Source organism: Flavobacterium sp. 22659, assembly GCF_052044235.1.
Lineage (GTDB): Bacteria > Bacteroidota > Bacteroidia > Flavobacteriales > Flavobacteriaceae > Flavobacterium > Flavobacterium johnsoniae.
The window spans coordinates 39,177-60,101 of the sequence record NZ_JBQEMU010000015.1 but is presented as its reverse complement, the minus strand read 5'-3'; the positions used below and the strand labels follow the sequence as shown (position 1 = coordinate 60,101).

General features: G+C 32.2%; 19 protein-coding genes. 10 read left to right on the top strand and 9 right to left on the bottom strand.

What is annotated here, in order from left to right:
- The first annotated feature begins 1 nt into the window (after position 1).
- Positions 2-505 carry a hypothetical protein gene (locus ACTJIW_RS15265; protein ID WP_440716602.1) on the top strand — a complete coding sequence of 168 codons (504 nt, stop codon included), beginning with the start codon at positions 2-4 and terminating at the stop codon, positions 503-505.
- Between the two features lie 3 nt (positions 506-508).
- On the opposite strand, the gene ACTJIW_RS15260 is transcribed toward ACTJIW_RS15265, so the two are convergent.
- The 4 genes from ACTJIW_RS15260 to ACTJIW_RS15245 form a co-directional block, all read right to left on the bottom strand.
- Positions 509-901, bottom strand: coding sequence for a hypothetical protein (locus tag ACTJIW_RS15260; RefSeq protein WP_440716601.1), 393 nt, complete (start codon positions 899-901; stop codon positions 509-511).
- On the bottom strand, positions 901-1,440 hold the full coding sequence (locus ACTJIW_RS15255; protein ID WP_440716600.1) for a DUF1697 domain-containing protein: 540 nt from the start codon (positions 1,438-1,440) through the stop codon (positions 901-903). Before ACTJIW_RS15255 ends, ACTJIW_RS15260 begins: the two co-directional genes overlap by 1 nt.
- Positions 1,441-1,467: 27 nt before the next feature.
- Positions 1,468-3,255 carry a hypothetical protein gene (locus ACTJIW_RS15250; RefSeq protein ID WP_440716599.1) on the bottom strand — a complete coding sequence of 596 codons (1,788 nt, stop codon included), beginning with the start codon at positions 3,253-3,255 and terminating at the stop codon, positions 1,468-1,470.
- 150 nt (positions 3,256-3,405) lie between these two features.
- Complete coding sequence (locus ACTJIW_RS15245) at positions 3,406-3,834, bottom strand: hypothetical protein (RefSeq protein WP_440716598.1); 429 nt, start codon at positions 3,832-3,834, stop codon at positions 3,406-3,408.
- Positions 3,835-4,094: 260 nt separating this feature from the next.
- Here ACTJIW_RS15245 and recG point away from each other — a divergent pair, with 260 nt between their 5' ends.
- Complete coding sequence (recG, locus tag ACTJIW_RS15240; protein WP_012024994.1) at positions 4,095-6,203, top strand: ATP-dependent DNA helicase RecG; 2,109 nt, start codon at positions 4,095-4,097, stop codon at positions 6,201-6,203.
- Positions 6,204-6,445: 242 nt separating this feature from the next.
- Here the strand turns inward: recG and ACTJIW_RS15235 are convergent, their stop codons facing one another.
- From ACTJIW_RS15235 to ACTJIW_RS15225, 3 genes are all read right to left on the bottom strand, one after another.
- The gene (locus ACTJIW_RS15235; protein WP_121361288.1) at positions 6,446-7,051 is read right to left on the bottom strand and encodes a PAS domain-containing protein; all 606 of its coding nucleotides are present in this window, start codon (positions 7,049-7,051) and stop codon (positions 6,446-6,448) included.
- Between the two features lie 74 nt (positions 7,052-7,125).
- Positions 7,126-7,980, bottom strand: a complete 855-nt coding sequence (locus ACTJIW_RS15230; RefSeq protein ID WP_012024996.1) for a hypothetical protein — start codon at positions 7,978-7,980, stop codon at positions 7,126-7,128.
- 28 nt (positions 7,981-8,008) lie between these two features.
- Positions 8,009-8,608, bottom strand: a complete 600-nt coding sequence (locus ACTJIW_RS15225) for a redoxin domain-containing protein (protein WP_012024997.1) — start codon at positions 8,606-8,608, stop codon at positions 8,009-8,011.
- A 542-nt stretch (positions 8,609-9,150) separates the two neighbouring features.
- Here ACTJIW_RS15225 and ACTJIW_RS15220 point away from each other — a divergent pair.
- The 5 genes from ACTJIW_RS15220 to ACTJIW_RS15200 all read left to right on the top strand — a co-directional run bounded on the left by ACTJIW_RS15220 (position 9,151) and on the right by ACTJIW_RS15200 (position 16,663).
- Entirely contained in the window at positions 9,151-10,209 is a 1,059-nt protein-coding gene (locus ACTJIW_RS15220; protein WP_012024998.1) for an efflux RND transporter periplasmic adaptor subunit, read from the top strand.
- Between the two features lie 93 nt (positions 10,210-10,302).
- Entirely contained in the window at positions 10,303-13,401 is a 3,099-nt protein-coding gene (locus ACTJIW_RS15215; RefSeq protein ID WP_012024999.1) for an efflux RND transporter permease subunit, read from the top strand.
- 65 nt (positions 13,402-13,466) lie between these two features.
- Positions 13,467-14,777: a TolC family protein gene (locus ACTJIW_RS15210; RefSeq protein WP_440716597.1), complete on the top strand. Its 1,311-nt coding sequence runs from the start codon at positions 13,467-13,469 to the stop codon at positions 14,775-14,777.
- A 26-nt stretch (positions 14,778-14,803) separates the two neighbouring features.
- Positions 14,804-15,667, top strand: a complete 864-nt coding sequence (locus ACTJIW_RS15205; RefSeq protein WP_073410452.1) for a bestrophin family protein — start codon at positions 14,804-14,806, stop codon at positions 15,665-15,667.
- Positions 15,668-15,739: 72 nt separating this feature from the next.
- Positions 15,740-16,663, top strand: a complete 924-nt coding sequence (locus tag ACTJIW_RS15200) for an AraC family transcriptional regulator (RefSeq protein WP_012025002.1) — start codon at positions 15,740-15,742, stop codon at positions 16,661-16,663.
- A 158-nt stretch (positions 16,664-16,821) separates the two neighbouring features.
- Here ACTJIW_RS15200 and ACTJIW_RS15195 read toward each other — a convergent pair whose 3' ends face one another.
- Positions 16,822-17,409 (bottom strand): glutathione peroxidase, encoded by a 588-nt coding sequence (locus ACTJIW_RS15195; protein ID WP_121361292.1) that lies wholly within the window; start codon positions 17,407-17,409, stop codon positions 16,822-16,824.
- Between the two features lie 736 nt (positions 17,410-18,145).
- On the opposite strand from ACTJIW_RS15195, the gene ACTJIW_RS15190 reads away from it, so the two are divergent.
- The 3 genes from ACTJIW_RS15190 to ACTJIW_RS15180 all read left to right on the top strand — a co-directional run bounded on the left by ACTJIW_RS15190 (position 18,146) and on the right by ACTJIW_RS15180 (position 19,929).
- Complete coding sequence (locus tag ACTJIW_RS15190; RefSeq protein WP_012025004.1) at positions 18,146-18,676, top strand: RNA polymerase sigma factor; 531 nt, start codon at positions 18,146-18,148, stop codon at positions 18,674-18,676.
- Entirely contained in the window at positions 18,676-19,464 is a 789-nt protein-coding gene (locus ACTJIW_RS15185) for an anti-sigma factor (protein WP_121361293.1), read from the top strand. The genes ACTJIW_RS15190 and ACTJIW_RS15185 overlap by 1 nt, the downstream gene beginning before the upstream one ends.
- 81 nt (positions 19,465-19,545) lie before the next feature.
- Positions 19,546-19,929 (top strand): DoxX family protein, encoded by a 384-nt coding sequence (locus ACTJIW_RS15180; RefSeq protein ID WP_440716596.1) that lies wholly within the window; start codon positions 19,546-19,548, stop codon positions 19,927-19,929.
- Between the two features lie 14 nt (positions 19,930-19,943).
- Here the strand turns inward: ACTJIW_RS15180 and ACTJIW_RS15175 are convergent, their stop codons facing one another.
- Entirely contained in the window at positions 19,944-20,924 is a 981-nt protein-coding gene (locus tag ACTJIW_RS15175; protein WP_440716595.1) for a hypothetical protein, read from the bottom strand.
- Position 20,925: the final 1 nt, after the last annotated feature.

Genomic DNA, 20,925 nt, shown 5'->3' with positions numbered 1-20,925 from the left:
TATGGCTTTAAAAGAAAATATTGAAGTAAAAAAAGTGCTTCAGTTTCTTGAAGAAATAGAAATTGATGTAATCGAAAAACCATTAGATTCTACTTTTTTACCAGGATTAGAATTAGGTCCAAACTGTATTTATATTGATTACGATAAATTATTATATCCCGGTGATATACTGCACGAAGCCGGACATTTAGCAGTAACGACAGCTTCTAATAGAAATTTGATTGGCACAGATGAAATTCCTGCAGACTGGCCGACTCAAGGAGAAGAAATCGCAGCTATTTTATGGTCTTTTGCGGCGCTGCATTACTTGCAGTTACCAATAGAGTTTGTGTTTCATCCAAATGGTTACAGAAATCAGTCTGACTGGTTTATTTCGAATTTTAACAGCGGTACTTATATCGGATTGCCGTTTCTTGAATGGATGGGATTGTGTGTTGGAAATGAAAGAGCCGAAAAAGAAAATAAATCTCCTTTTCCGGCTATGCAAAAATGGCTTCGGGATTAAAAATTAAGTTGATTGATCAACCCATGTTTTAAGAAACCACTTATTATCTTTTAACTCAAAAATATAATCAGCATATATACCAGTATCAATGCCGCGCTGCTCAATAACTGCGCTTTTTTGTTTCAGTATAATTTTTTGTTTAAACTCCATTCCTTTATCGTCTAACTTTAGAATCCTATAATTCTTTTGAGTCTTGGTAACACTAATTTCTTCTAAATTATCATCAAGCGTTTTGATTACAATAGGAAATTTTACACGGCTTAATTGAAAATTTTTATCTTCATTAAATTTCTTAAGAAAAGAGTTGAAATTTTCAATGTTGGTTTTAGTTTTTTCCTGTGCTGCTGTTAACTGGCAGAAACAAGCAATTAATAAGATTGCAATTATTTTTTTCATTATTCTTCGTACATTTTAAGCAGGTTCGTAACGGTATTAAGGTTTCGCATAGTTCCTATTACATTTAATTTTTTCTCGATATATTTAAGTTCTAATCTTGTTTTTCCGGCGCCAACAGCATATTTAATAAAAATTCTGTTTTCGTCAATGCTTGCTTCATCGGGTTTAAACTGACTAATTTTTAAGTCGTGAATGTGTTCTTTTTTTAAAGCAATTGAAACAAAAACGATATATAATCTTTTAATATCAATGTCTTTTTCTTTCAAATAAGGATTATTAGCAAAAGATAATTCTAAATCTTTTTTTGAAAGCACTAATACAGGAACTTCATGTCCAAAAACTTTGAAGATTTCCTGTTTAATCATGAAACCAATTTTTGAAGCTTCTTCTTCGCTGTCTACAAAAACATTTCCGGACTGCAGATAGGTTCGAACGTTTTTAAAACCAATATTTTCCAGCATCGTTTTTAAAGCTTCCATTTTCATCATATTATGACCGGAAACGTTTATACCGCGTAAAAGTGCTAAATGTGTTGCCATTTTTTTTATTTTATTCAAAGATAAAAACTATTCTTCTTCGTCTTCCCCTATTTCAATATCAAACTTCGTTAAAAAATCGTTTAAACGTTTTTTATACTTTTCTTTGGCCTGGTTTACAATTTCATCCGTTTCTTCGTTTGATTCTATCGGATCCAGATTAAATTCATTTTTAACCCATTGGTGAAACTCTGCTTTATTTTCGTTTTCATCATAATATTCATCATCTTTATAAAAATAAGCAGAATCAAAATCAACTGAAATTTCGGTATCCAGAGTTAAAATGTGAATTAATTTACGAATGTTTTCTGCTACTACATGAATTCCTCCTTCATCCCCAAAAACTACTATCGGACAATTATTCAAATCATTATCAATAAGCCAGTAAGCATAAGAACTTCCTGAACCATTTGCTCCGGCAAATTCAATAAAACTGTTATAGAATTCTTCTTTTTCTGACCATGTTTTTATACCGGTTTTTTCTTCGGTTATTGTAAGACCAAAACATTCTGAATACGTTTCAGATCCGTATTGCTGGTCAAACTCATATAGTTTTACTAAATCTTCCGGTAAAGCATAATTTCCAAACTGAACAGCATATTCTTCTAATGAAAAACTATTATCATATTCTTCATATTCTGTTTCATCGTCGCTGTCTTCATCATCATAATCGTCGTCGTCATCTTCAGAAGGTTCTGCGGTAAGTACTTCAAAAGCTTCTATTGCAGCACGTTTTACACAGTACATTTCTATTCCTTCTGCAGTTTCATTATTTGCCCATTGGTATTTTGGATTTCCATCATCATAAAGATATTCAAGAACAAGGGTAATTTCTTCATCATCATGACACCATAACGCGCGTAATTTGATATTAAAACCATTTCCTATTTCTTCAGAAATCTGACTGTATTTCTTCCCTTCATATTCAAAAGGAATAAAAGAGTATTCATTATTTCCAACTTTTTTGCTGATTCTGCCAATATGTTTTACATATTCCAATTCAGACAAAACCTGAACCATTTTTATGAATTCTTCTCGGAAATTAGCATAGGCATATTTTTCTGTTTTATCATAATCCAGAATCGAAAGTCCCTCTTTAAAAGCGTCATGGTAATGGTCTAAAACAGCAGTTCCATAATCTGAAAACTCGATAAAAGAATCGGCTGCAATATCAGATACTTTATGGGTTGACGGAAAGTAGTTTTCGATAGTTAAAATTGAACCATCAGCATCGGTAACATTGCTGCAGATCAATACATCAGGTCTGTTTACACTAATTATAGCCTGAACATCTGTAAAACGTTCAAAATGCATCAGCATATCGTCACTGTAAATCAGCCAGGCAGTAACATCTCCTTTTACAAAAAGTTCTCCATGATTGTATTCTCCTAAAAGTGCATCGCATTTTACGCCTCCGCCTAAATAATGCACACTTCCAAACAAATTAATATTTACAGATTCAGTTTCTCCCAACACAATTAAAGCCGGAGAGTTGTCTGTATCATAAGAGCTTATAAGTTTAGTAACTTTAAGATTTCCTTTAAAAATAAATCCTAGTATAAAAATATCCGAATGCTCTTCTGTACTAAAATCCATTTCAAATGAATCCATTTCTACATCATCTTCTGCTAAAAGAAATATTGGATTTTCCTCATAATCAGGAAAACGCCAGGTATCTTCAAAAACATTGTAGATTTTCTGATCTTGAAAATTAGTAAGATCACCTATAATTTCATGGGCTTGGTGTCGATTAATGACTTTAAAAGTAACACCTGCAAACTGAATGGTTTCAAAAGGAATTTTTTCTTCTTTGCTCATATTGGGGCTTATATCATTTTTAACAAATGTAGAAATTATCTTCATTTATTAAAATAATACTTACTTTAAATAATTAAAAACTCTGCCGGAAAAATAGCAGAGTTTTTGAATATGAGATATATATTTTAATTATAAACTTTAAAAGGCAGATTACCTGACTTTTGAATATTCAAATCCTGGTCCATCACAGTTTTGCCAAGTGCTTATCAATGTACCTTCCTTAATAAACAATTCTTCGTTTAGTTTCCCTGTACAGCTTCCAATAATATCACTTTCGGCATTATAAGTTAATTGAAGGTGTGTCTGATTTTGAATTAATGTTGTTTTAAAAGTTCCGGATGCTGTTGTAGTTACACCATTTCGTATTCTGGTTTTTACAAATGTATCATCACTTTTAAAGTCGTAAAATTCTTTCCATTGAGGTTCTCCGGCAACATAAATAGCCAAAATAAAAGTAGTTGTATATTTTGTTAATTCCCATTTTCCGTAATAGTTGGAGGAATTTCTGGAATCTGCATCATCGTTTGAACAAGAAACAATGCTTAACATCAACATAAAAATAGAGGCAAACTTTTTCATCTTTGGTTTATTTTTAAGGTTAGTTTATATAATAGATGAATATATAGTTAAAAGGTTGCGTTTTAATTGATTAACTTAAGAATAGCATTGTAAAAAAAACATTTTAAGGTTCTGTCAAACATTCGATTTTCAAATTTACTAATTAAAATCTATCTTCGCTTTTCTAAATAAAAGAGCATAGAACAAAGAATATAGATTATTTTTATTTAAAATCAACAATCTAAAATCTATAGTCTAAAATCTAAAATTCAAAATTCTTCATGTCTAATAATCTTCTTGAAACTCCTATCGAATACTTAAAAGGTGTTGGCCCAAGCCGTGGTCAATTGCTTCGTAAGGAATTAGGAATTCATAAATATGGAGATTTAGTAAACTTTTATCCAAATCGATATATAGACAGAACTCGTTATTATAAAATTAATGAGCTTCAAAACACCGGATCTGAAGTTCAGATTATTGGAAAAATTATCAATATAAAAACAGTCGAATTTGCTAAGAATAAAAAACGTCTTGTTGCTTCTTTTGTTGATGATACAGGACAGATTGAACTTAACTGGTTTCAGGGTCATAAATGGATTCGTGAAAGTTTAAAACTTAATGAACCGCTGGTTATTTTTGGAAAATGTTCTTTATACGGAAGTCAGTTTAGCATGGCGCATCCGGAAATTGAATTGCTGAGCGAACACGAAAAAAGTCTTCGTTCTGCCATGCAGCCTGTTTATCCTTCTACAGAAACCCTTACAAACAGAGGAATTTCTAACAGAACAATAAACAAAATGATGGAACAGTTGTTTATTGAAACCGGAGCTTTGTTTACAGAAACTTTTCCGCCTTATTTACTTGAAGAAGTAAAACTGATCTCAAAAAGAGCCGCTTTATTCAACATACATTTTCCTAAAAGTGCCGATGCTTTGGCGAAAGCACAATTTAGATTGAAGTTTGAGGAATTGTTTTTTATTCAGCTGCAGTTAATTACTAAAAACCTAATTAGAAAACATAAAATTAAAGGTCATCCTTTTACAAAAGTGGGTGAACTTTTTAATGAATTTTATCAAAATCATCTCCCGTTTGACTTAACAAATGCTCAAAAAAGGGTAATAAAAGAAATTCGTTCTGATATGGGAAGCAATGCCCAAATGAACCGATTACTGCAGGGAGATGTAGGATCTGGAAAAACAATCGTAGGTTTTATGAGCATGCTTTTGGCTATAGATAATGGTTTTCAGGCTTGTTTGATGGCGCCGACAGAAATTTTAGCAAATCAGCATTTTATTGGTTTATCTGAGTTTGCCAATACTTTAAACATCAGTATAAAAATCTTAACCGGTTCAACCAAAACTTCTGAAAGAAGAATTATTCATGAAGATCTCGAAAATGGAAGTCTTCAGATTTTAATAGGAACTCACGCTTTATTAGAAGACAAAGTTAAATTTAAGAATTTAGGTCTTGCTATTATTGATGAACAGCATCGTTTTGGGGTAGAACAAAGATCTAAATTGTGGAAAAAAAATGAGATTCCGCCGCACGTTTTGGTCATGACAGCAACGCCAATTCCGAGAACTTTAGCTATGAGTTTATATGGTGATCTGGATGTTTCTGTAATTGATGAACTGCCACCGGGAAGAAAACCAATTCAAACCGTTCATCGATTTGATACAAACCGTTTAAAAGTCTGGAAATTCCTGCGTGATGAAATTGCGAAAGGCAGACAGATTTATATTGTTTATCCCTTAATTCAGGAATCTGAAAAAATGGATTACAAAGATTTGATGGATGGTTATGAAAGTATTTCAAGGGATTTTCCGCTGCCGCAATACTCAATTTCAATTGTTCACGGAAAGATGAAACCTGCGGATAAAGATGCCGAAATGAAACGTTTCTCTGAAGGAAAAACAAATATCATGGTGGCTACAACTGTAATTGAAGTTGGTGTAAATGTGCCTAATGCCAGTGTTATGATTATCGAAAGTGCTGAACGTTTTGGTCTTTCGCAGCTGCATCAGCTTAGAGGACGTGTTGGACGTGGTGCCGAACAGAGTTATTGTATTTTAATGACTGGACATAAATTAAGCTCTGACAGTAAAACCCGAATGGAAACTATGGTGCAGACCAATGATGGTTTTGAAATTGCCGAAGTCGATCTCAAACTTCGTGGTCCTGGAGATTTAATGGGAACGCAGCAAAGCGGTGTTTTAAACCTTCAGATTGCTGATATTGTAAAAGACAGAGAGATTTTGTCTTTCGCCAGAAATTATGCCCTGAAAATCTTAAAAGAAGATCCACCGTTACAAAAACCCGAACACGCTATTTTAAAAACTGTCTTCTTAGAATTAACGAAAAGAAAAAATATTTGGAATTATATTTCTTAGTCGCTGGCGCTCTAGGCACAAAGGTGCAAAGTCACAAAGTTTTTTAATGAGTATCATTCCGAGGAAAGTTGAAGGCTAAAAAACCTTTGTCACTTTGCCTCTTTGTAACTCTGCCACTTAAAAAAAATACTTCACTGCATCTAACTTTAGTAAGTTAAAATATTCAGGTGATTTAGATTTGTTGGGGGCAAATTTGTTTTTGAATATTGCCGACACAATGAAGTATAACTTTTTGTGATTTATTATTTTTTAGGAGGTGTTTTATCAAATAATCCGCTGAATAAACCCTTGCTGACTTTATTTTTATCGTCTTTTCCGGTCGCAATTAAATGATCTACATATTCCATATAGGTTTTCTTGCGTTCTTCTAAAAAACCAACCAAATATTCCTCAGAAGCTATTATCCCGCTGGTCTGCTCGATTTGCAGCAGTTTTTTATACAAAGGTTCTATGAATTTTGTAATAATAGGTTCAGGAACAGATTTTCGTGTTCCGAAATATCCAACTATATCACCGTCTCCATTTGTATCGGCTATAATTTTAAAGTCGGTTACAACCCAGTAATAACGGCCTGTTTTGGCCATATTTTTTATAATTACATGAATATTTTCACTTGATTTAATGCTATCCCACAAGAACTTAAAAATTACTTTTGGCATATCAGGATGCCTCACAATACTGTGAGGCTGTCCAATAAGTTCAAATTCATCATATCCGGAAACATCTATAAAATCTTCGTTGGCATATAGAATTGTTCCGTGCTTATCTGTTTTACTTAGTAATACTTTATTTTTATTCCAATCGACTTCTCGGTCTGATGGAGTTGGGCGGGTAAATCTAGTGTCCATAAATTTTCTATTAATAATTAACAAACAATGGTAGTGCTGCGTGTATTTTTTTGGAAGTTGGTTTTTTAATTATTTTAATGTCTGGTATTAGTAGATTTTACATGAATATCATTTACCAAATCATCGATTTTTTTAGCACTTTCACGCATCATATCCAGATAAGTCAGCAGTTTATCATTATCTGTATGACCTTTTGAAACATCAATTAATTTTAAAACAGAATTAACCGGAAGCTTTAAATCTAAAGTTGTTCTGTGAATAAAATCATTGTATTCTTTTGTAGCCGACATTGAACTGAATTTTGCCGAAGCAAGTTTCATGTTTTCTAATTCATATTCATCAGAAATTTTAGAAATATGATTTTGGCTGTGTTCTTTAAAATAGTAGGCCCAATATCCATTCATAAAAAATACAACTGCCGCTAAAACAGTATGAATAATCAGGGTTTCTAAATCAAAGTTTACCTGAGAAAAATAAACCTGAAGACCGTTTGCATCGTTAAAAACAAAATTTTGCAAATAAGCCAGACCAGCATGATGCAGTATAACTAAAAGCGTGAGCGGAATTTGTAATTTCCAGTTTTGATAGATAATCAAAATAGTACTTGCAATAAAAACCGTAAAATGCATTTCAAACAAACCATGCATTTGGTAAATGTACTGCGCCATAAAAATTGCCAGTATAACAGACAAAACATACTGATAGAATTTTGAATTCTTCATAAAAAACTTGGCAGAATAATACGCTAAGAGATTAAGAGTTCCTACTCCCACTCCTATTTCGAATGTATCGTACTTAAATGATAATCCAATTCCGAGAAGAAAATAAACAACAAGAACGTAATTAATAATAGTATCTGATTTTTGTGTCATTGTAGACATAAAACTGTGCAGATAATCTTGCTCATTCAAACTGGCTTTTGTTTTCATAGGTAAAAAATTAAGTTAGTGATAGATTTTATTTAGTGCAATTTGGTAACGAACATCCGTAAGCTCTTAGAGCTAAAGCATTAAATGAGGGCGAATTGTTTTGTTTTAACAGCGAATCGATCGCCATTTGAGCATAATTACTCTCTGCATCTGTACAATATCTTGTTTTATTGTAATTACCCCGGTAATATAAATTATGAGAAGGATCTAAAAGAACAGCCTGCGGCGTAGAAATTACACCGCATTTTTTTGCAATTCCTTCATCAAAATATACAGGAATCCGGGCTCCAAATTTTTGTTGGATTTCTTCAATAGTAAAAGTTTTGTGCTTGTTTAAAACAACTATTTTAAAGTTAATTCTATCGCCATACTTTTTTATGAGATCACTCACATGAGGTACATTAAAGCGTGAGCACGGGCAGTCAGGATTAAAAAAATGAAAGAAAACCGGCTTGTTGTCAAAAGGACAGCATTGCGATAAATTTATTTTACTTCCCATAGCTATATCATGATAGTTTTTGGGAATTGGCGTTGGCAGACTGTATTTAAACTCATTCTGCCAGAAAAGAAAGCCTATTGAAGCAAATAGTAATGTAAACCATAAACTTAGGAGTAATTTTTTCTTCATATAATATTTTTTAGCAATTAAGAACAGAAATTATAAACACTTGTTAATACAATTATCAATCAAATTCTATAAAAAACCCAAAAAAACTACACCAATCCTACTATTTTAACAATAATCCTAAGAGTATTCCTTAACAAATACTGATAAAATTATCATTTTGTTTAACATATCAATAATACAAATAAATTCGACAAACTGCAAAAAAAATCGGACAAATACTATTTTTTTTATTCTTTACCTATATCAATAACTGTTTTTAAAAATAAAACAGAAACAGCAGAAAACACATCTGCTTGATTTAAAGATAAATACAAATAAAGCATCAAAAAAAATTAAAAAAAATAACATTTTGCTTTTAAACCTTTTATTAAAAACAATATCTAAAAGCAAACTCTTTACAACAACTATGCATACTAAATACAATTTGAAATTATTGCAATCCAAATGTTAAATAAAAGCTAACATCTTTCGGTTTCAACACAAAAAGTTAAATTTGCCAGTTGCAAAAACATACACCAAAACACACATTCACCTAAATTTTTATGAAATTAAAACATCTAATCTACGCCTTGATAATCATCGTTTTAGGAGGATTTATTACGTATAGAATAATATCCAACAAAGGAAAGAACGACGAATCAAAAAAATTTGGCGACAAAGACAAACCAACAACAGTAACAGGATTAGTAATTCAAACTACTACTTTTGATAATAATTTGTCATTATCTGGTTCTATCGAAGCCAATGAACAAATTGAAATTCACAGCGAAGTTTCTGGAATTGTAGAAGGTATTTATTTTAATGAAGGAACTTATGTGAATAAAGGTCAGGTACTTTTTAAAGTAAATGATATCGAATTAAAAGCGCAGTTAAGACAAGCTGTAACTAAAGAAGGCTTGGCTGCAGAAAATGAAAGAAGAGCTAAACTTTTACTTCAAAAAGAAGCCATCAGCCAGGAAGAAGCTGATGTAGCAAGAGCAGACCATGCTTCTGCGCAGGCACAAAGCCAATTAATAAGAGCACAAATATCTAAAACATCTGTAAAAGCACCATTTTCAGGAAAAATTGGTCTTCGTTCTATTTCACCGGGAACTTATATTACACCAACTGTTTTGGTAGCAAAACTAGTAAACACAGGAAAATTAAAAATTACATTTTCTATTCCTGAAAAATATGCTTCGCAGGTACAATCAGGATCTACTATAGATTTTACGGTTTCGGGTTCAAATAAAACCTATACAGCAAAAATATATGCCATAGAACCTGAGGTAGCCGTTGCAACCCGTACACTGCAGATTCGTGCTATTGCCGACAATACCGACGGAAAACTTTTCCCTGGAACTTTTGCCGACATCAAATTACCTTTAAACATTATTAAAGACGCTATAGTTGTTCCTTCTCAAGCTATTATTCCAATACAAGACGGTAAAAAAGTTTTTATTGCCGATAATGGCAAAGCAAAAGAAGTTATGGTTGATGCTACAACAAGAACCGATTCTTCAATTCTAATTTTATCAGGATTAAAAGCTGGAGATACTTTAATTACAAGCGGTGTTATGTCATTAAAAAACGAAGCACCAATTAAAGTTAAAGTAAAATAGTCATAAAGACTTGAATATAGATTTAAAGATAGTAGTAAGATTTAGCAATAAATCTGAAACCTATAACCGACAATCTAAAATCTAAAATTACACATGAGTTTATCAACTACAAGTATAAGAAGACCAGTTTTAACCATCGTACTGAATTTATTAATTATTTTATTCGGTTTCATTGGTTATACTTTTCTCGGCGTACGAGAATTTCCTTCGATCGATCCGGCACAGGTTTCAATTAGAACCAATTATACCGGAGCCAATGCTGATATTATTGAATCACAAATTACAGAACCTCTTGAAAAAGCAGTAAATGCAATTGACGGAATTCGAAATATAACTTCTTCAAGTAATCAGGGAAGCAGTAACATTACTATCGAGTTTAATCTTGATAAAGATTTAGAAGAAGCCGCAAATGACGTGCGTGACAAAGTTTCGCAGGCAATTAGAAGCTTACCGCAGGATATTGATGCTCCTCCGGTTGTATCAAAAGCCGATGCTGATAGTGATGCCATTATTTCGATGACGGTTCAAAGTGATACACGAAGTTCATTAGAATTAAGTGATTATGCCGAAAATGTTATTTCGCAGCGATTAGAAACAATTCCTGGAGTCAGCGCCGTTCAAATCTGGGGACAAAAACGTTATGCAATGCGTTTATGGATTGATCCAGCCAAACTTTCTGCTTATGGCTGTACCGTAGCTGACGTACGTACGGCATTAAATTCTCAAAATGTTGAATTACCTTCAGGAAAGTTAACCGGAAACAATACTGAATTAACTGTAAAAACTGTTGGAAATCTTTCTAAACCAGAAGAATTCAATAATATTATTATTCGTACTGACGGTGATAAAATTGTTCGTTTAAGTGATATTGGAGGTGCTGAATTAGGACCGGAAAATTTAGAAACCAAACTAAGTCAGTCAGGACTTCCATTAATTGGTCTTGCTATTGTACCAATGCCGGGAGCCAATTATTTAGATATTTCGAAAGAATTCTACAAAAAGTACGAAACTTTAAAGAAAGATCTTCCTAAAGATATCAAACTAAATATTGCACTTGATAATACCATTTTCGTAAAAAAATCTGTACTTGAAGTTGCTGAAACTTTAGGAATTTCTATCGTTCTGGTTATTATCATTATTTATTTGTTCTTTAGAGACTGGGCAATTGCTTTCAGACCTTTAATTGATATTCCGGTTTCGTTAATTGCTACTTTCTTTATTATGTGGCTTTTCGGGTTCTCTATCAACGTATTGACCTTATTAGCTATCGTATTGGCAACCGGTCTGGTTGTAGATGATGGAATTGTAGTTACAGAAAATATCTTTAAAAAGGTCGAAGAAGGAATGTCGCCTATTGAAGCCGCAATTAAGGGTTCAAACGAGATTTTTTATGCCGTAATTTCGATTTCTGTAACTCTTGCTGCAGTATTTTTACCAGTAATCTTTCTTGAAGGTTTCGTTGGACGACTATTTAGGGAATTTGGGGTTGTAATTGGTGCAGCCGTATTAATATCTGCCTTTGTATCCTTGACTTTAACACCAATGCTGAATGCGTATTTAATGAAAGGCGGCGAACAGAAAAAATCTAAATTCTATATTAAAACCGAACCGTTTTTTGAAAAAATGAACAGCAGTTATGCCGAGGCATTAACGAAATTCATGGATCGAAAATGGATTAGTTTTCCAATCTTAATTGCTTGTTTTGGATTGATTTATTTATTTTTTACTATTCTTCCAAAAGAAACCGCGCCTTATGATGACCGAAGCTCTGTAACCATGCGTATGACAACTCCTGAGGGATCTTCATACGAGTATACAGATCGTTTTATGCAGGAAATTTCAAGATTAATTGATGATTCTATTCCGGAGAAAAAAGTGAGTCTGGTGATTACTTCTCCAGGATTCAGTTCAAACTCTGTAAACAGCGGATTGGTTAGACTTACATTAAAAGATGTTGATGAAAGAGAAAAATCGCAAAAAGAAATTGCTGATAAATTAACCAAATGGACTAAGCAATATCCAAATGCTAAAACTTCTGTAACACAACAGCCTACAATTGCAGTTAACAGACGAGGCGGTTTGCCTATTCAATATATTATACAGGCTCCAAATTTTGATAAATTAAGAGAGAAAATCCCTGTTTTTATGAATGAAGTTGGTAAAAGTGATGTGTTTTCTACTACTGATGTTAACTTAAAATTCAATAAACCAGAGATCAACGTAACTATCGACAGAGCAAAAGCCGAAAGTTTAGGAATTTCTATTCTTGACATTGCACAAACATTACAGCTTTCGTTAAGCGGACAGCGTTTTGGATATTTCATTAAAAACGGAAAACAATATCAGGTTATTGGGCAGTTTGACCAAAAAGACAGATCGAAGCCGTTAGATTTGACTTCGATGTTTGTGAAAAACAAAAATGGTGAATTGATTCAAATGGATAACGTAGTTAAAGTTTATGAGCAGAGTAATCCGCCTCAATTATACCACAACAACCGTTATATGTCGGCTACTGTTTCTGCAGGTCTGGCTCCAGGAAAAAGCTTAGGAGAAGGAATTCAGGAAATGGACCGAATTAAAGCGAAAGTTCTGGATGAAAGTTTCACAACCGATTTAGCGGGAGAATCACGAGATTTCGTAGAAAGCAGCTCGAATACATCTTTTGCCTTTGGATTAGCTTTATTATTAATCTTCCTGATTCTTGCAGCACAATTTGAGAGTTTTATCGACCCGTTTATTATCATTTTAACGGTGCCAATGGCCGTTGCAGGAGCATTATTTTCATTATGGCTGTTCAATCAAACCTGGAATATTTTCAGTCAGATTGGTACTGTAATGCTTATTGGTCTGGTAACCAAAAACGGTATTTTAATTGTTGAATTTGCCAATCAGTTACGAGAACAGGGAAAACCAAAAATGGAGGCTATTCTTGAAGCATCTGAAGCACGTTTACGTCCAATTTTAATGACCAGTTTAGCTATTGCATTAGGAGCACTTCCAATTGCTATGTCGCTTGGAGCAGCTTCAACCAGTAGAATTGGTATGGGAGTTGTAATTGTTGGAGGAACTATTTTCTCTCTTGCATTAACACTTTTTGTTATTCCGGCGATTTACTTTATGTGGTCTAAAGCCCGAAAACATTATCCTGAATTTGATCGTATCGACGAATACGAAAAAGAAAGTATCAAATAATTGTCCAAAAAATCACGAATTTTACTCAATTAAAATTCGTGATTTTAAAGTCAAAGAAAACAAATATGAATATTAAAAAACTATACAGCGCTTTACTAATTATTCTTTTATGTGTTTTTAAAACAAATGCACAAGAAGTTTTAACTATTGAAGATGCTATGAAAATCGCTTTAGAGAACAATTTTGAGATCAAAATTGCTAAAAACAACTCTACAATAAGCGAAACCAATGTTACTGTTGGAAATGCCGGAATGCTGCCTACAGCAACTGCTTCTGTTACAGACAACAACAGTGTAACTAATTCATCGCAAACGCGTCAGGATGGAACTTCGACATCTTTAAACAATGCCAAAAACAATAGTTTAAATTATGGAGTTAGTCTTGGGTGGACTGTTTTTGACGGATTAAAAATGTTTGCCAGATTAGATCAATTAAAAGAGCTTCAAAAATTAGGTGATTCTGAATTAAAAAGAATCATATTGGTTAAAATTGGTCAGGTAAATTCGGCTTATTATGATTTAGTGCAGCAACAGCAACAATTAGCGGCTTTAGACACAACAATTGTAATTTCTAAACAAAGATTAGAGTTAGCTAAAAATCGTTTTACAATTGGAAAAGCTTCAAAATTAGAAGTTTTAAATGCTCAGGTTGATTTAAACTCAGATCAGGTTGCATTATTAAGACAAAAAGAATCTTATGCAAATTCTAAAATATTGTTGAATCAATATCTGGCTCGTGATCCAAAGATTGATTTTAAAGTAACTGATGAAGTTAACGTAGACAATAAACTTGTTTTAGCAGATTTGATGGATCTTGCACAAAAACAAAACCCGGCATTAGAATCGCAGATAATAAGCAAAAGAATTGCCGAATTACAGCTTAAACAAGTAAAAGCAGACCGTTATCCAACTTTAAGATTAACTTCTGGTTATAATTTTGCTGAGAGCCAGTCTAGTTTAGGTTTTACCAGCGAAACATCTTCCAGAGGTTTTAATTATGGTTTTAATGCGAGCATGAACATTTTTGATGGATTTAATCAGCATAGAAATGAAAAAGTTGCTAAACTTCAAATTGAAAACTCTAAAATTGCTGTTGAACAACAAACTTCAATATTAAATACACAATTAAGTACTGCTTTTCAAACCTATTTAACCAATTTAGAGTTAATAGATCTGGAAGAAAACAACGAAGCAATCGCTAAGCAAAACTTAGAAATTACCCTAGACAAATTTAGAATAGGAACAATTACAACTATCGATTTTAGAACGGCACAGCTCAATTATGTGAATGCAAAAGTACGCTACAGCAACGCACAATACGAAGCAAAGCTATCTGAAATTGCATTAAAAGAATTGGCAGGAAATATTAATTTTTAAACTAAATTTGTTCAAAACAAACTTAGATGATTTCATATAATACCAAAGACTGGTTTACATTTATATTCCATTTTCACAAGTCAGATACCGTTAGAAAATTATTTCCCATAATGATTGCCATCGGCATTTACTCTGCCTTAGTAGGATATCTTGAAATTCATTATTTTAAAGTCAGTAAAAACGATTATATTCACAACATTCCCATTATGCACGGAATGCTGGGTTTTGTAATTTCGTTATTGCTTGTATTTAGAACCAATACGGCCTATGACCGCTGGTGGGAAGGCCGTAAACTTTGGGGAGGTCTTGTAAACAGCAGCCGAAATCTTGCTATTAAACTTTCGGCAGTTTTAAAAGATGAAAACGACAGAAACTTTTTCAGAAAATATATTCCATTATACGCTGATATCCTGCATAAACATTTAAAAGATGCCGATACCAGCAAACAGCTTTTTGAAGATGTTGAATTAGAAATTGATCAGCATAAGCATAAGCCCAATCAGCTCAAAAGAATAATGTATCATAAAATTAACGATTTGTATGATGCTAAAAAAATATCCGGCGATCAGCTTATTACTTTAAACGAAGAATTAACTGCTTTTACAGATATATGCGGTGCCTGCGAGCGTATCAAAAACACGCCTATTCCCTACTCTTACAGTGCTTTTATTAAAAAGTTTATCTTCTTTTATACCATGACACTTCCTTTTGGATATTCTGTAAGTTTAGGATATTTAGTGGCACCGGTTGTTGTTTTTATATTTTATGTTTTGGCAAGTTTGGAACTTATTGCAGAAGAAATCGAAGATCCTTTTGGAGATGATGAAAATGATCTTCCAACCAAAAAGATTTCTGAAAACATCAAAAAACACATCGAAGAGCTGATTTAATAAAACGTTAAATCATAATTTTCTAAACATATTTTTATTAAATTTAGAGTTTCCACTTTAAATTTAACGGCAATGCATAATCAACGTGTTTTAATAAATCCGCCTCATTTATCAAATGAAAAATCATTAAAAACACTTGTTGAAAACAGGAGCGTTTATACGCTTAATCAATGCGAATTAAATCTTTTTGAGACTTACGAATCGTCTAATCTTGTACCGCTTAAATTCAATGATTTTGTTGTGACTAGTATGCTTCGCGGTAAAAAAATCATGCATCTTTTTGATGAACCCGCTTTTGATTACCTTCCGGGAGAAACTGTAGTTGTTCCATCCAATATTGAAATGAAAATCGATTTTCCGGAAGCATCCAGAGAAAATCCCACTCAATGTCTCGCTTTAGCTATTGATAATACTAAAATTAATGAAACTTTAAACTTTTTAAACGAGCGTTATCCAAAAGAAGGAACTGATGCTTTCTGGCAGTTAAACTATCAGAATTATTTCTTTTATAATAATGTTGATCTTGCCGCAACGATCAACAAACTTATAAAAGAATGTATGAGTACCTCAATAACAAAAGATGCTCTTGCCGATTTAACTTTACAGGAATTATTAATTAGAATTATCCAGACACAAACTGCAAAATCTATTGATGAAGGCATTGTAATTCAGTCCAATAATCCAATTTATGAAGTAACAGAATTTATAAGGCTCAATTTAAAAGAAAATATAAATCTAAAAATCCTAAGCGAAAAAGCCTGTATGAGTACTACATCATTCTATCGCTTTTTCAAAAGAGAATTAGGCATGAGCCCGATTGAATATATTTTAAATGAAAAAATAAAGCACGCCAAAAAACTGCTTAGAAATCCGGGAATTCAAATAAACGAGGTTTGTTATTTATCTGGTTTTGAAGATGCCAATTATTTCATAAGATTATTTAAAAAACACGAAGGAATTACACCGAAACAATATCAGTTACTCTATGTTAATTAAAGGTGCTGAGATTCTAAGGTACTAAGGTTCTGAGCTTTTTTCCATTTTGGACATAAAAAACTTAGTACCTTAGAACCTCAGTACCTTACCAACTAAAAAAAATCCACAAATTTGACAAACTCAAATTTGTGGATTTTTTCGTTTTAGATAGTTCTAATTTAGCTTTTTATCCAATTAATTACTTCTGGTTCTGTTACTAGAGTTCTAGGTTTGATTACTTTAACCAATTCACCTTTTTCATTAATCAGGTATTTTTGAAAATTCCATTCAACTTCAGAATCCTGTAAACCGTTTTTAGATTTTTGAGTCAGGAATTTGTAAACATCACACATATCGTCTCCTTTTACAGAAACTTTGTTCATCATAGGAAAAGTTACACCATAATTCTGCTGGCAGAAAGTTTCAATTTCTTTGTTTGTTCCAGGCTCTTGTGATGCGAAATTGTTTGCAGGAAAACCAACAATTACAAATCCTTTGTCTTTGTATTCTTTGTAAACAGCTTCAAGATCTTTGTATTGAGGCGTTAAGCCGCATTTTGATGCTGTATTTACAATTAAGATTTTTTTGCCTTTTAAAGACGCAAAATCAAAAGTGTCTCCTGATAAATCTTCTACTTTAAACTGGTAAATTGTTTCTTTTGCCATAGCCTTATCTGATTTAGATAATTTATTTTTGCTTGTTTGAGCCTCAGCTTGTGCACTTAGAAAAAAAATGGCACTGCAAGCTATAAATAGTATTTTTTTCATTGTATAATTTTTTATAAAATTAATTAAAAAGTATTTCAGGCGTATGATTTTGAAGTCTTTATTTTTATTAATAATAAGTTAAATAAAAATTGAAGCCTGGCGTTAATCAGACGCCAGGCTTCCCCCCATACAAACAAATCAAACCATGAATTAATGATTGTTACCTTTATATATTGTAAATTATAGTTGATGCCCCGGTTGTATTGAAAATCATTTTCTTTTATTTAAATCACACTTATTCAATTTATTTATGGCGTGTATGTGTGGAAAATTTCTTCTTTGGAAAATGTGTAATTTATTATAATTTTCAGTTGGAAGTCCGAGGACATCAACTATTCAATATCTTTTTCTAAAATTTCAAATGCAATGCAGCCTTCTTTGTGATTTCGTTTTTAAAATCACTATTGCTAAAATTAATTAATGATAAAACGGCTGTTAAACCAACAATTAATATTTTCAAATTTTCTATCCTGATCATAAATACTTTTTTAAGAAATTCGAGAACGTTTTAATTATCATTTTCATTTCTAAGGTTATATACGTAAGAGGTTTGCTTTTGGATTTAAAAAAAGTAAAAAAAATTGCACTTTTTTTTACTTTTTTTTCTCAAGCCTTAATTTTCCTAAGTTTTTGGCTACTAAAAAAATAGTATTTTTCACAAAAAAATGAATTATCTTTATCTCAGGTTATAAAAATATGTTCGATAAATTTTTGTTTAAGCTTTAAATCCAAATCTATGAGTCAAGAAGAATTGTTAGTATTAATTTACAAAAAAGACGAAAGAGCTTTTACCCATTTGTACGATATGTACTCTAAAAGTTTATTCTCAGTTATTAATGTTCTAATAAAAAATCGCGAAGAAGCCGAAGATGTTTTGCAGGAAGTTTTTGTAAAAATCTGGAAAAACATCGATTCATATAATGAAAGCAAGGGCCGATTTTACACCTGGATCCTTAATATAGCTAGGAATACGTCTATTGACAAGCTGAGATCTAAAAATTTTAATAACAGCCAAAAAAACCTTTCCTCAGATAATTTCGTAAATCTGTTAGATGACAGTAATAAATTAACTAATCGAATTGATACAATTGGTATTCAGGAGTTCGTAAAAAAACTGAAACCAAAATGTATCGAAATAATTGATTTGTTATTTTTTAAAGGATATACTCAGCAAGAAGCTTCAGAAGAATTGGCACTGCCACTGGGAACTATCAAAACTCAAAACAGAAACTGTATTAACGATTTAAGAAATTATCTAAAAATATAATGGAAGCACAAGAATATATTGAATCAGGAATTCTAGAACTTTATGTTTACGGTTTATTAACCGAAAAAGAGAATCTGGAAATAGCCGAACTGGCGAAGAATAATAAAGATGTAGATCAGGAAATTATTGCGATAGAAAAAGCCATTGTAGCTTTATCATCCAGCTTTGCTCCTTTCCACTCTGTTGAAAATTTTGAAAAAATTAAAGCGCGTTTAGAACTTAAACATGGCAAAGTAGTTGAATTGAAACCAGCGTCAAACTGGACACAATATGTAGGCTGGGCAGCTGCGGTGTTATTATTGTTAGGTTTTGGATACCAGACTTTAGAGCTTACAAAAACAAAACAAGCTATTTCTACAGTTGGAAGTGAGAAAAACAAAATTCAAAGAGAATATGCGTTCTTAGATCAGCAGAATAAGCAGACTGAGAAAAACCTAAGTATCGTTAGAGATATTAAAAACACAGGCGTAACTCTTGGTGGTCAGGCGGTTTCTCCAACATCTTTTGCAAAAGTGTACTGGAACAAGCAGACAAAAACAACTTATATTGATGCTGCGGGTTTACCAACACCGCCAAAAGGAATGGTTTATCAGGTTTGGTCTTTAAAGCTTAGTCCGGTTCTTACACCAACAAGTATTGGTTTATTGGATAATTTTGAAGGAAATTCTCAAAAAATCTTTGCTGTAAGCCAGACAGATTCTGCAGAAGCCTTCGGAATTACTTTAGAACCTGCAGGCGGAAGTCCAACGCCTACAATGGAACAATTGTACACTTTAGGAAAAGTTTAAAAACGAACTTAATTATAAATTTTAAGCGCATATTAATTAATTTTAATATGTGCTTTTTTTATAAACCAAAAATCATAATGTATGAACGGAACTTTACTTTTAAGAATAGCCACAGCCATTATTTTACTTACCCATTCTGTTTTTGGAATGTTTAACGGCGGTGTTAATGACTTTGGAAATCTGTATTTAAATCAAATTGGCTTTGCTCCTTTTGGCGTATTTTTAGCTTGGTCAATTAAGATTTCACATATAGTGGCAGCTATTCTATTACTCTTTAACAAATATGTTAAACCGGTAGGTTTCATAACCATTTTTGTACTGCTTATGGGAATTGTTTTGGTTCATTTTCAGGAAGGCTGGTTTGTTGTGGGCGGAGGAAGAAACGGAGTAGAATACAACTTTCTATTGATTTGTGTTTTACTGGCAATTATGTACCCAAATGGTTTTCAATTAAACTCTAAATAGTTGAACTTGTCTTCTTATGGCAAGAAATCCATTTGCTTTCTAAAAAATTGCACTAAATAATCTTCCATCTCTCTTTTACATTCTGGCCAGTTTTGCTGCCATACTATTAATTTTCCCAGCATATCTATATCCCAGCATTCTGGATTAATAAACTTAAATAAAGCTTTTCCTTTTTCAGTAAAATCATAATGTTTGTTATCTTCTGTACCATTTCCATTATCTTCTATTAATCCGGCGTCAATTAAGTTTTGAACTATAGTATCTGAATAAAAACTTGAGGCTTCTGGATATAAACCTGTACCTTTCCAATAGTATATCATATCAAACATATCATCGAAGCTAAAATCAGATTTATTTTTTAGTGCGTAGAAAATCTGAAAAACATATTTGGTAAAAACAAAATCACTATTCAAAATGCCGGCTTTTTGTAAAGCTGGTTTAAATAGAACACAAGAGTTAAAATTAAAATTATATTCAAAAAAGCGTTTGGCAGTATAAAATGTTACACTATCCTGAAAAAAATCATCAGTTACAGCGACCGGATTTCTCATAGAAAGCTTAATTTTTTCTCTATCAAAACTTTCAGCACTGCAATATAAACAAGGTTTATCTGCTTTACCAAGAGTTTGGTTTATAAGTATCTCAAATGCAATTGCATCAGCTTGACCCAAATATGGAGACATGAAAATAATTTTTTCTGCTAATTTAAGAATAGCTGTATTACTGTAATCTGTTTTTACAACTTCCATATTTTCAAGATGCCATACATATCCAATATCTTCTTTATAATTTTTCCATGAAGGTTCAGTAACATAAGGAAAGTCTAAAAGATCAGTATTAGCAGGATAATTAAACTTATATAGAACCTGCCCTGAATAATTTTCTAAAAAATATATGGAATGCGAAGACCAGATTTTTTCAACTTCATTTTTAAAAAAATTAAAAAATTTTTCACCTTCAACTACAATTACTAAAATAGGTTTTTGAGTATTCATT

Bases quoted from the DNA above. Each gene is read 5' to 3' on its own strand.
- ACTJIW_RS15265 (WP_440716602.1), top strand. From the start codon at position 2: ATGGCTTTAAAAGAAAATATTGAAGTAAAAAAAGTGCTTCAGTTTCTT.
- ACTJIW_RS15260 (WP_440716601.1), bottom strand. From the start codon at position 901: ATGAAAAAAATAATTGCAATCTTATTAATTGCTTGTTTCTGCCAGTTA.
- ACTJIW_RS15255 (WP_440716600.1), bottom strand. From the start codon at position 1,440: ATGGCAACACATTTAGCACTTTTACGCGGTATAAACGTTTCCGGTCAT.
- ACTJIW_RS15250 (WP_440716599.1), bottom strand. From the start codon at position 3,255: ATGAGCAAAGAAGAAAAAATTCCTTTTGAAACCATTCAGTTTGCAGGT.
- ACTJIW_RS15245 (WP_440716598.1), bottom strand. From the start codon at position 3,834: ATGAAAAAGTTTGCCTCTATTTTTATGTTGATGTTAAGCATTGTTTCT.
- recG (WP_012024994.1), top strand. From the start codon at position 4,095: ATGTCTAATAATCTTCTTGAAACTCCTATCGAATACTTAAAAGGTGTT.
- ACTJIW_RS15235 (WP_121361288.1), bottom strand. From the start codon at position 7,051: ATGGACACTAGATTTACCCGCCCAACTCCATCAGACCGAGAAGTCGAT.
- ACTJIW_RS15230 (WP_012024996.1), bottom strand. From the start codon at position 7,980: ATGAAAACAAAAGCCAGTTTGAATGAGCAAGATTATCTGCACAGTTTT.
- ACTJIW_RS15225 (WP_012024997.1), bottom strand. From the start codon at position 8,608: ATGAAGAAAAAATTACTCCTAAGTTTATGGTTTACATTACTATTTGCT.
- ACTJIW_RS15220 (WP_012024998.1), top strand. From the start codon at position 9,151: ATGAAATTAAAACATCTAATCTACGCCTTGATAATCATCGTTTTAGGA.
- ACTJIW_RS15215 (WP_012024999.1), top strand. From the start codon at position 10,303: ATGAGTTTATCAACTACAAGTATAAGAAGACCAGTTTTAACCATCGTA.
- ACTJIW_RS15210 (WP_440716597.1), top strand. From the start codon at position 13,467: ATGAATATTAAAAAACTATACAGCGCTTTACTAATTATTCTTTTATGT.
- ACTJIW_RS15205 (WP_073410452.1), top strand. From the start codon at position 14,804: ATGATTTCATATAATACCAAAGACTGGTTTACATTTATATTCCATTTT.
- ACTJIW_RS15200 (WP_012025002.1), top strand. From the start codon at position 15,740: ATGCATAATCAACGTGTTTTAATAAATCCGCCTCATTTATCAAATGAA.
- ACTJIW_RS15195 (WP_121361292.1), bottom strand. From the start codon at position 17,409: ATGAAAAAAATACTATTTATAGCTTGCAGTGCCATTTTTTTTCTAAGT.
- ACTJIW_RS15190 (WP_012025004.1), top strand. From the start codon at position 18,146: ATGAGTCAAGAAGAATTGTTAGTATTAATTTACAAAAAAGACGAAAGA.
- ACTJIW_RS15185 (WP_121361293.1), top strand. From the start codon at position 18,676: ATGGAAGCACAAGAATATATTGAATCAGGAATTCTAGAACTTTATGTT.
- ACTJIW_RS15180 (WP_440716596.1), top strand. From the start codon at position 19,546: ATGAACGGAACTTTACTTTTAAGAATAGCCACAGCCATTATTTTACTT.
- ACTJIW_RS15175 (WP_440716595.1), bottom strand. From the start codon at position 20,924: ATGAATACTCAAAAACCTATTTTAGTAATTGTAGTTGAAGGTGAAAAA.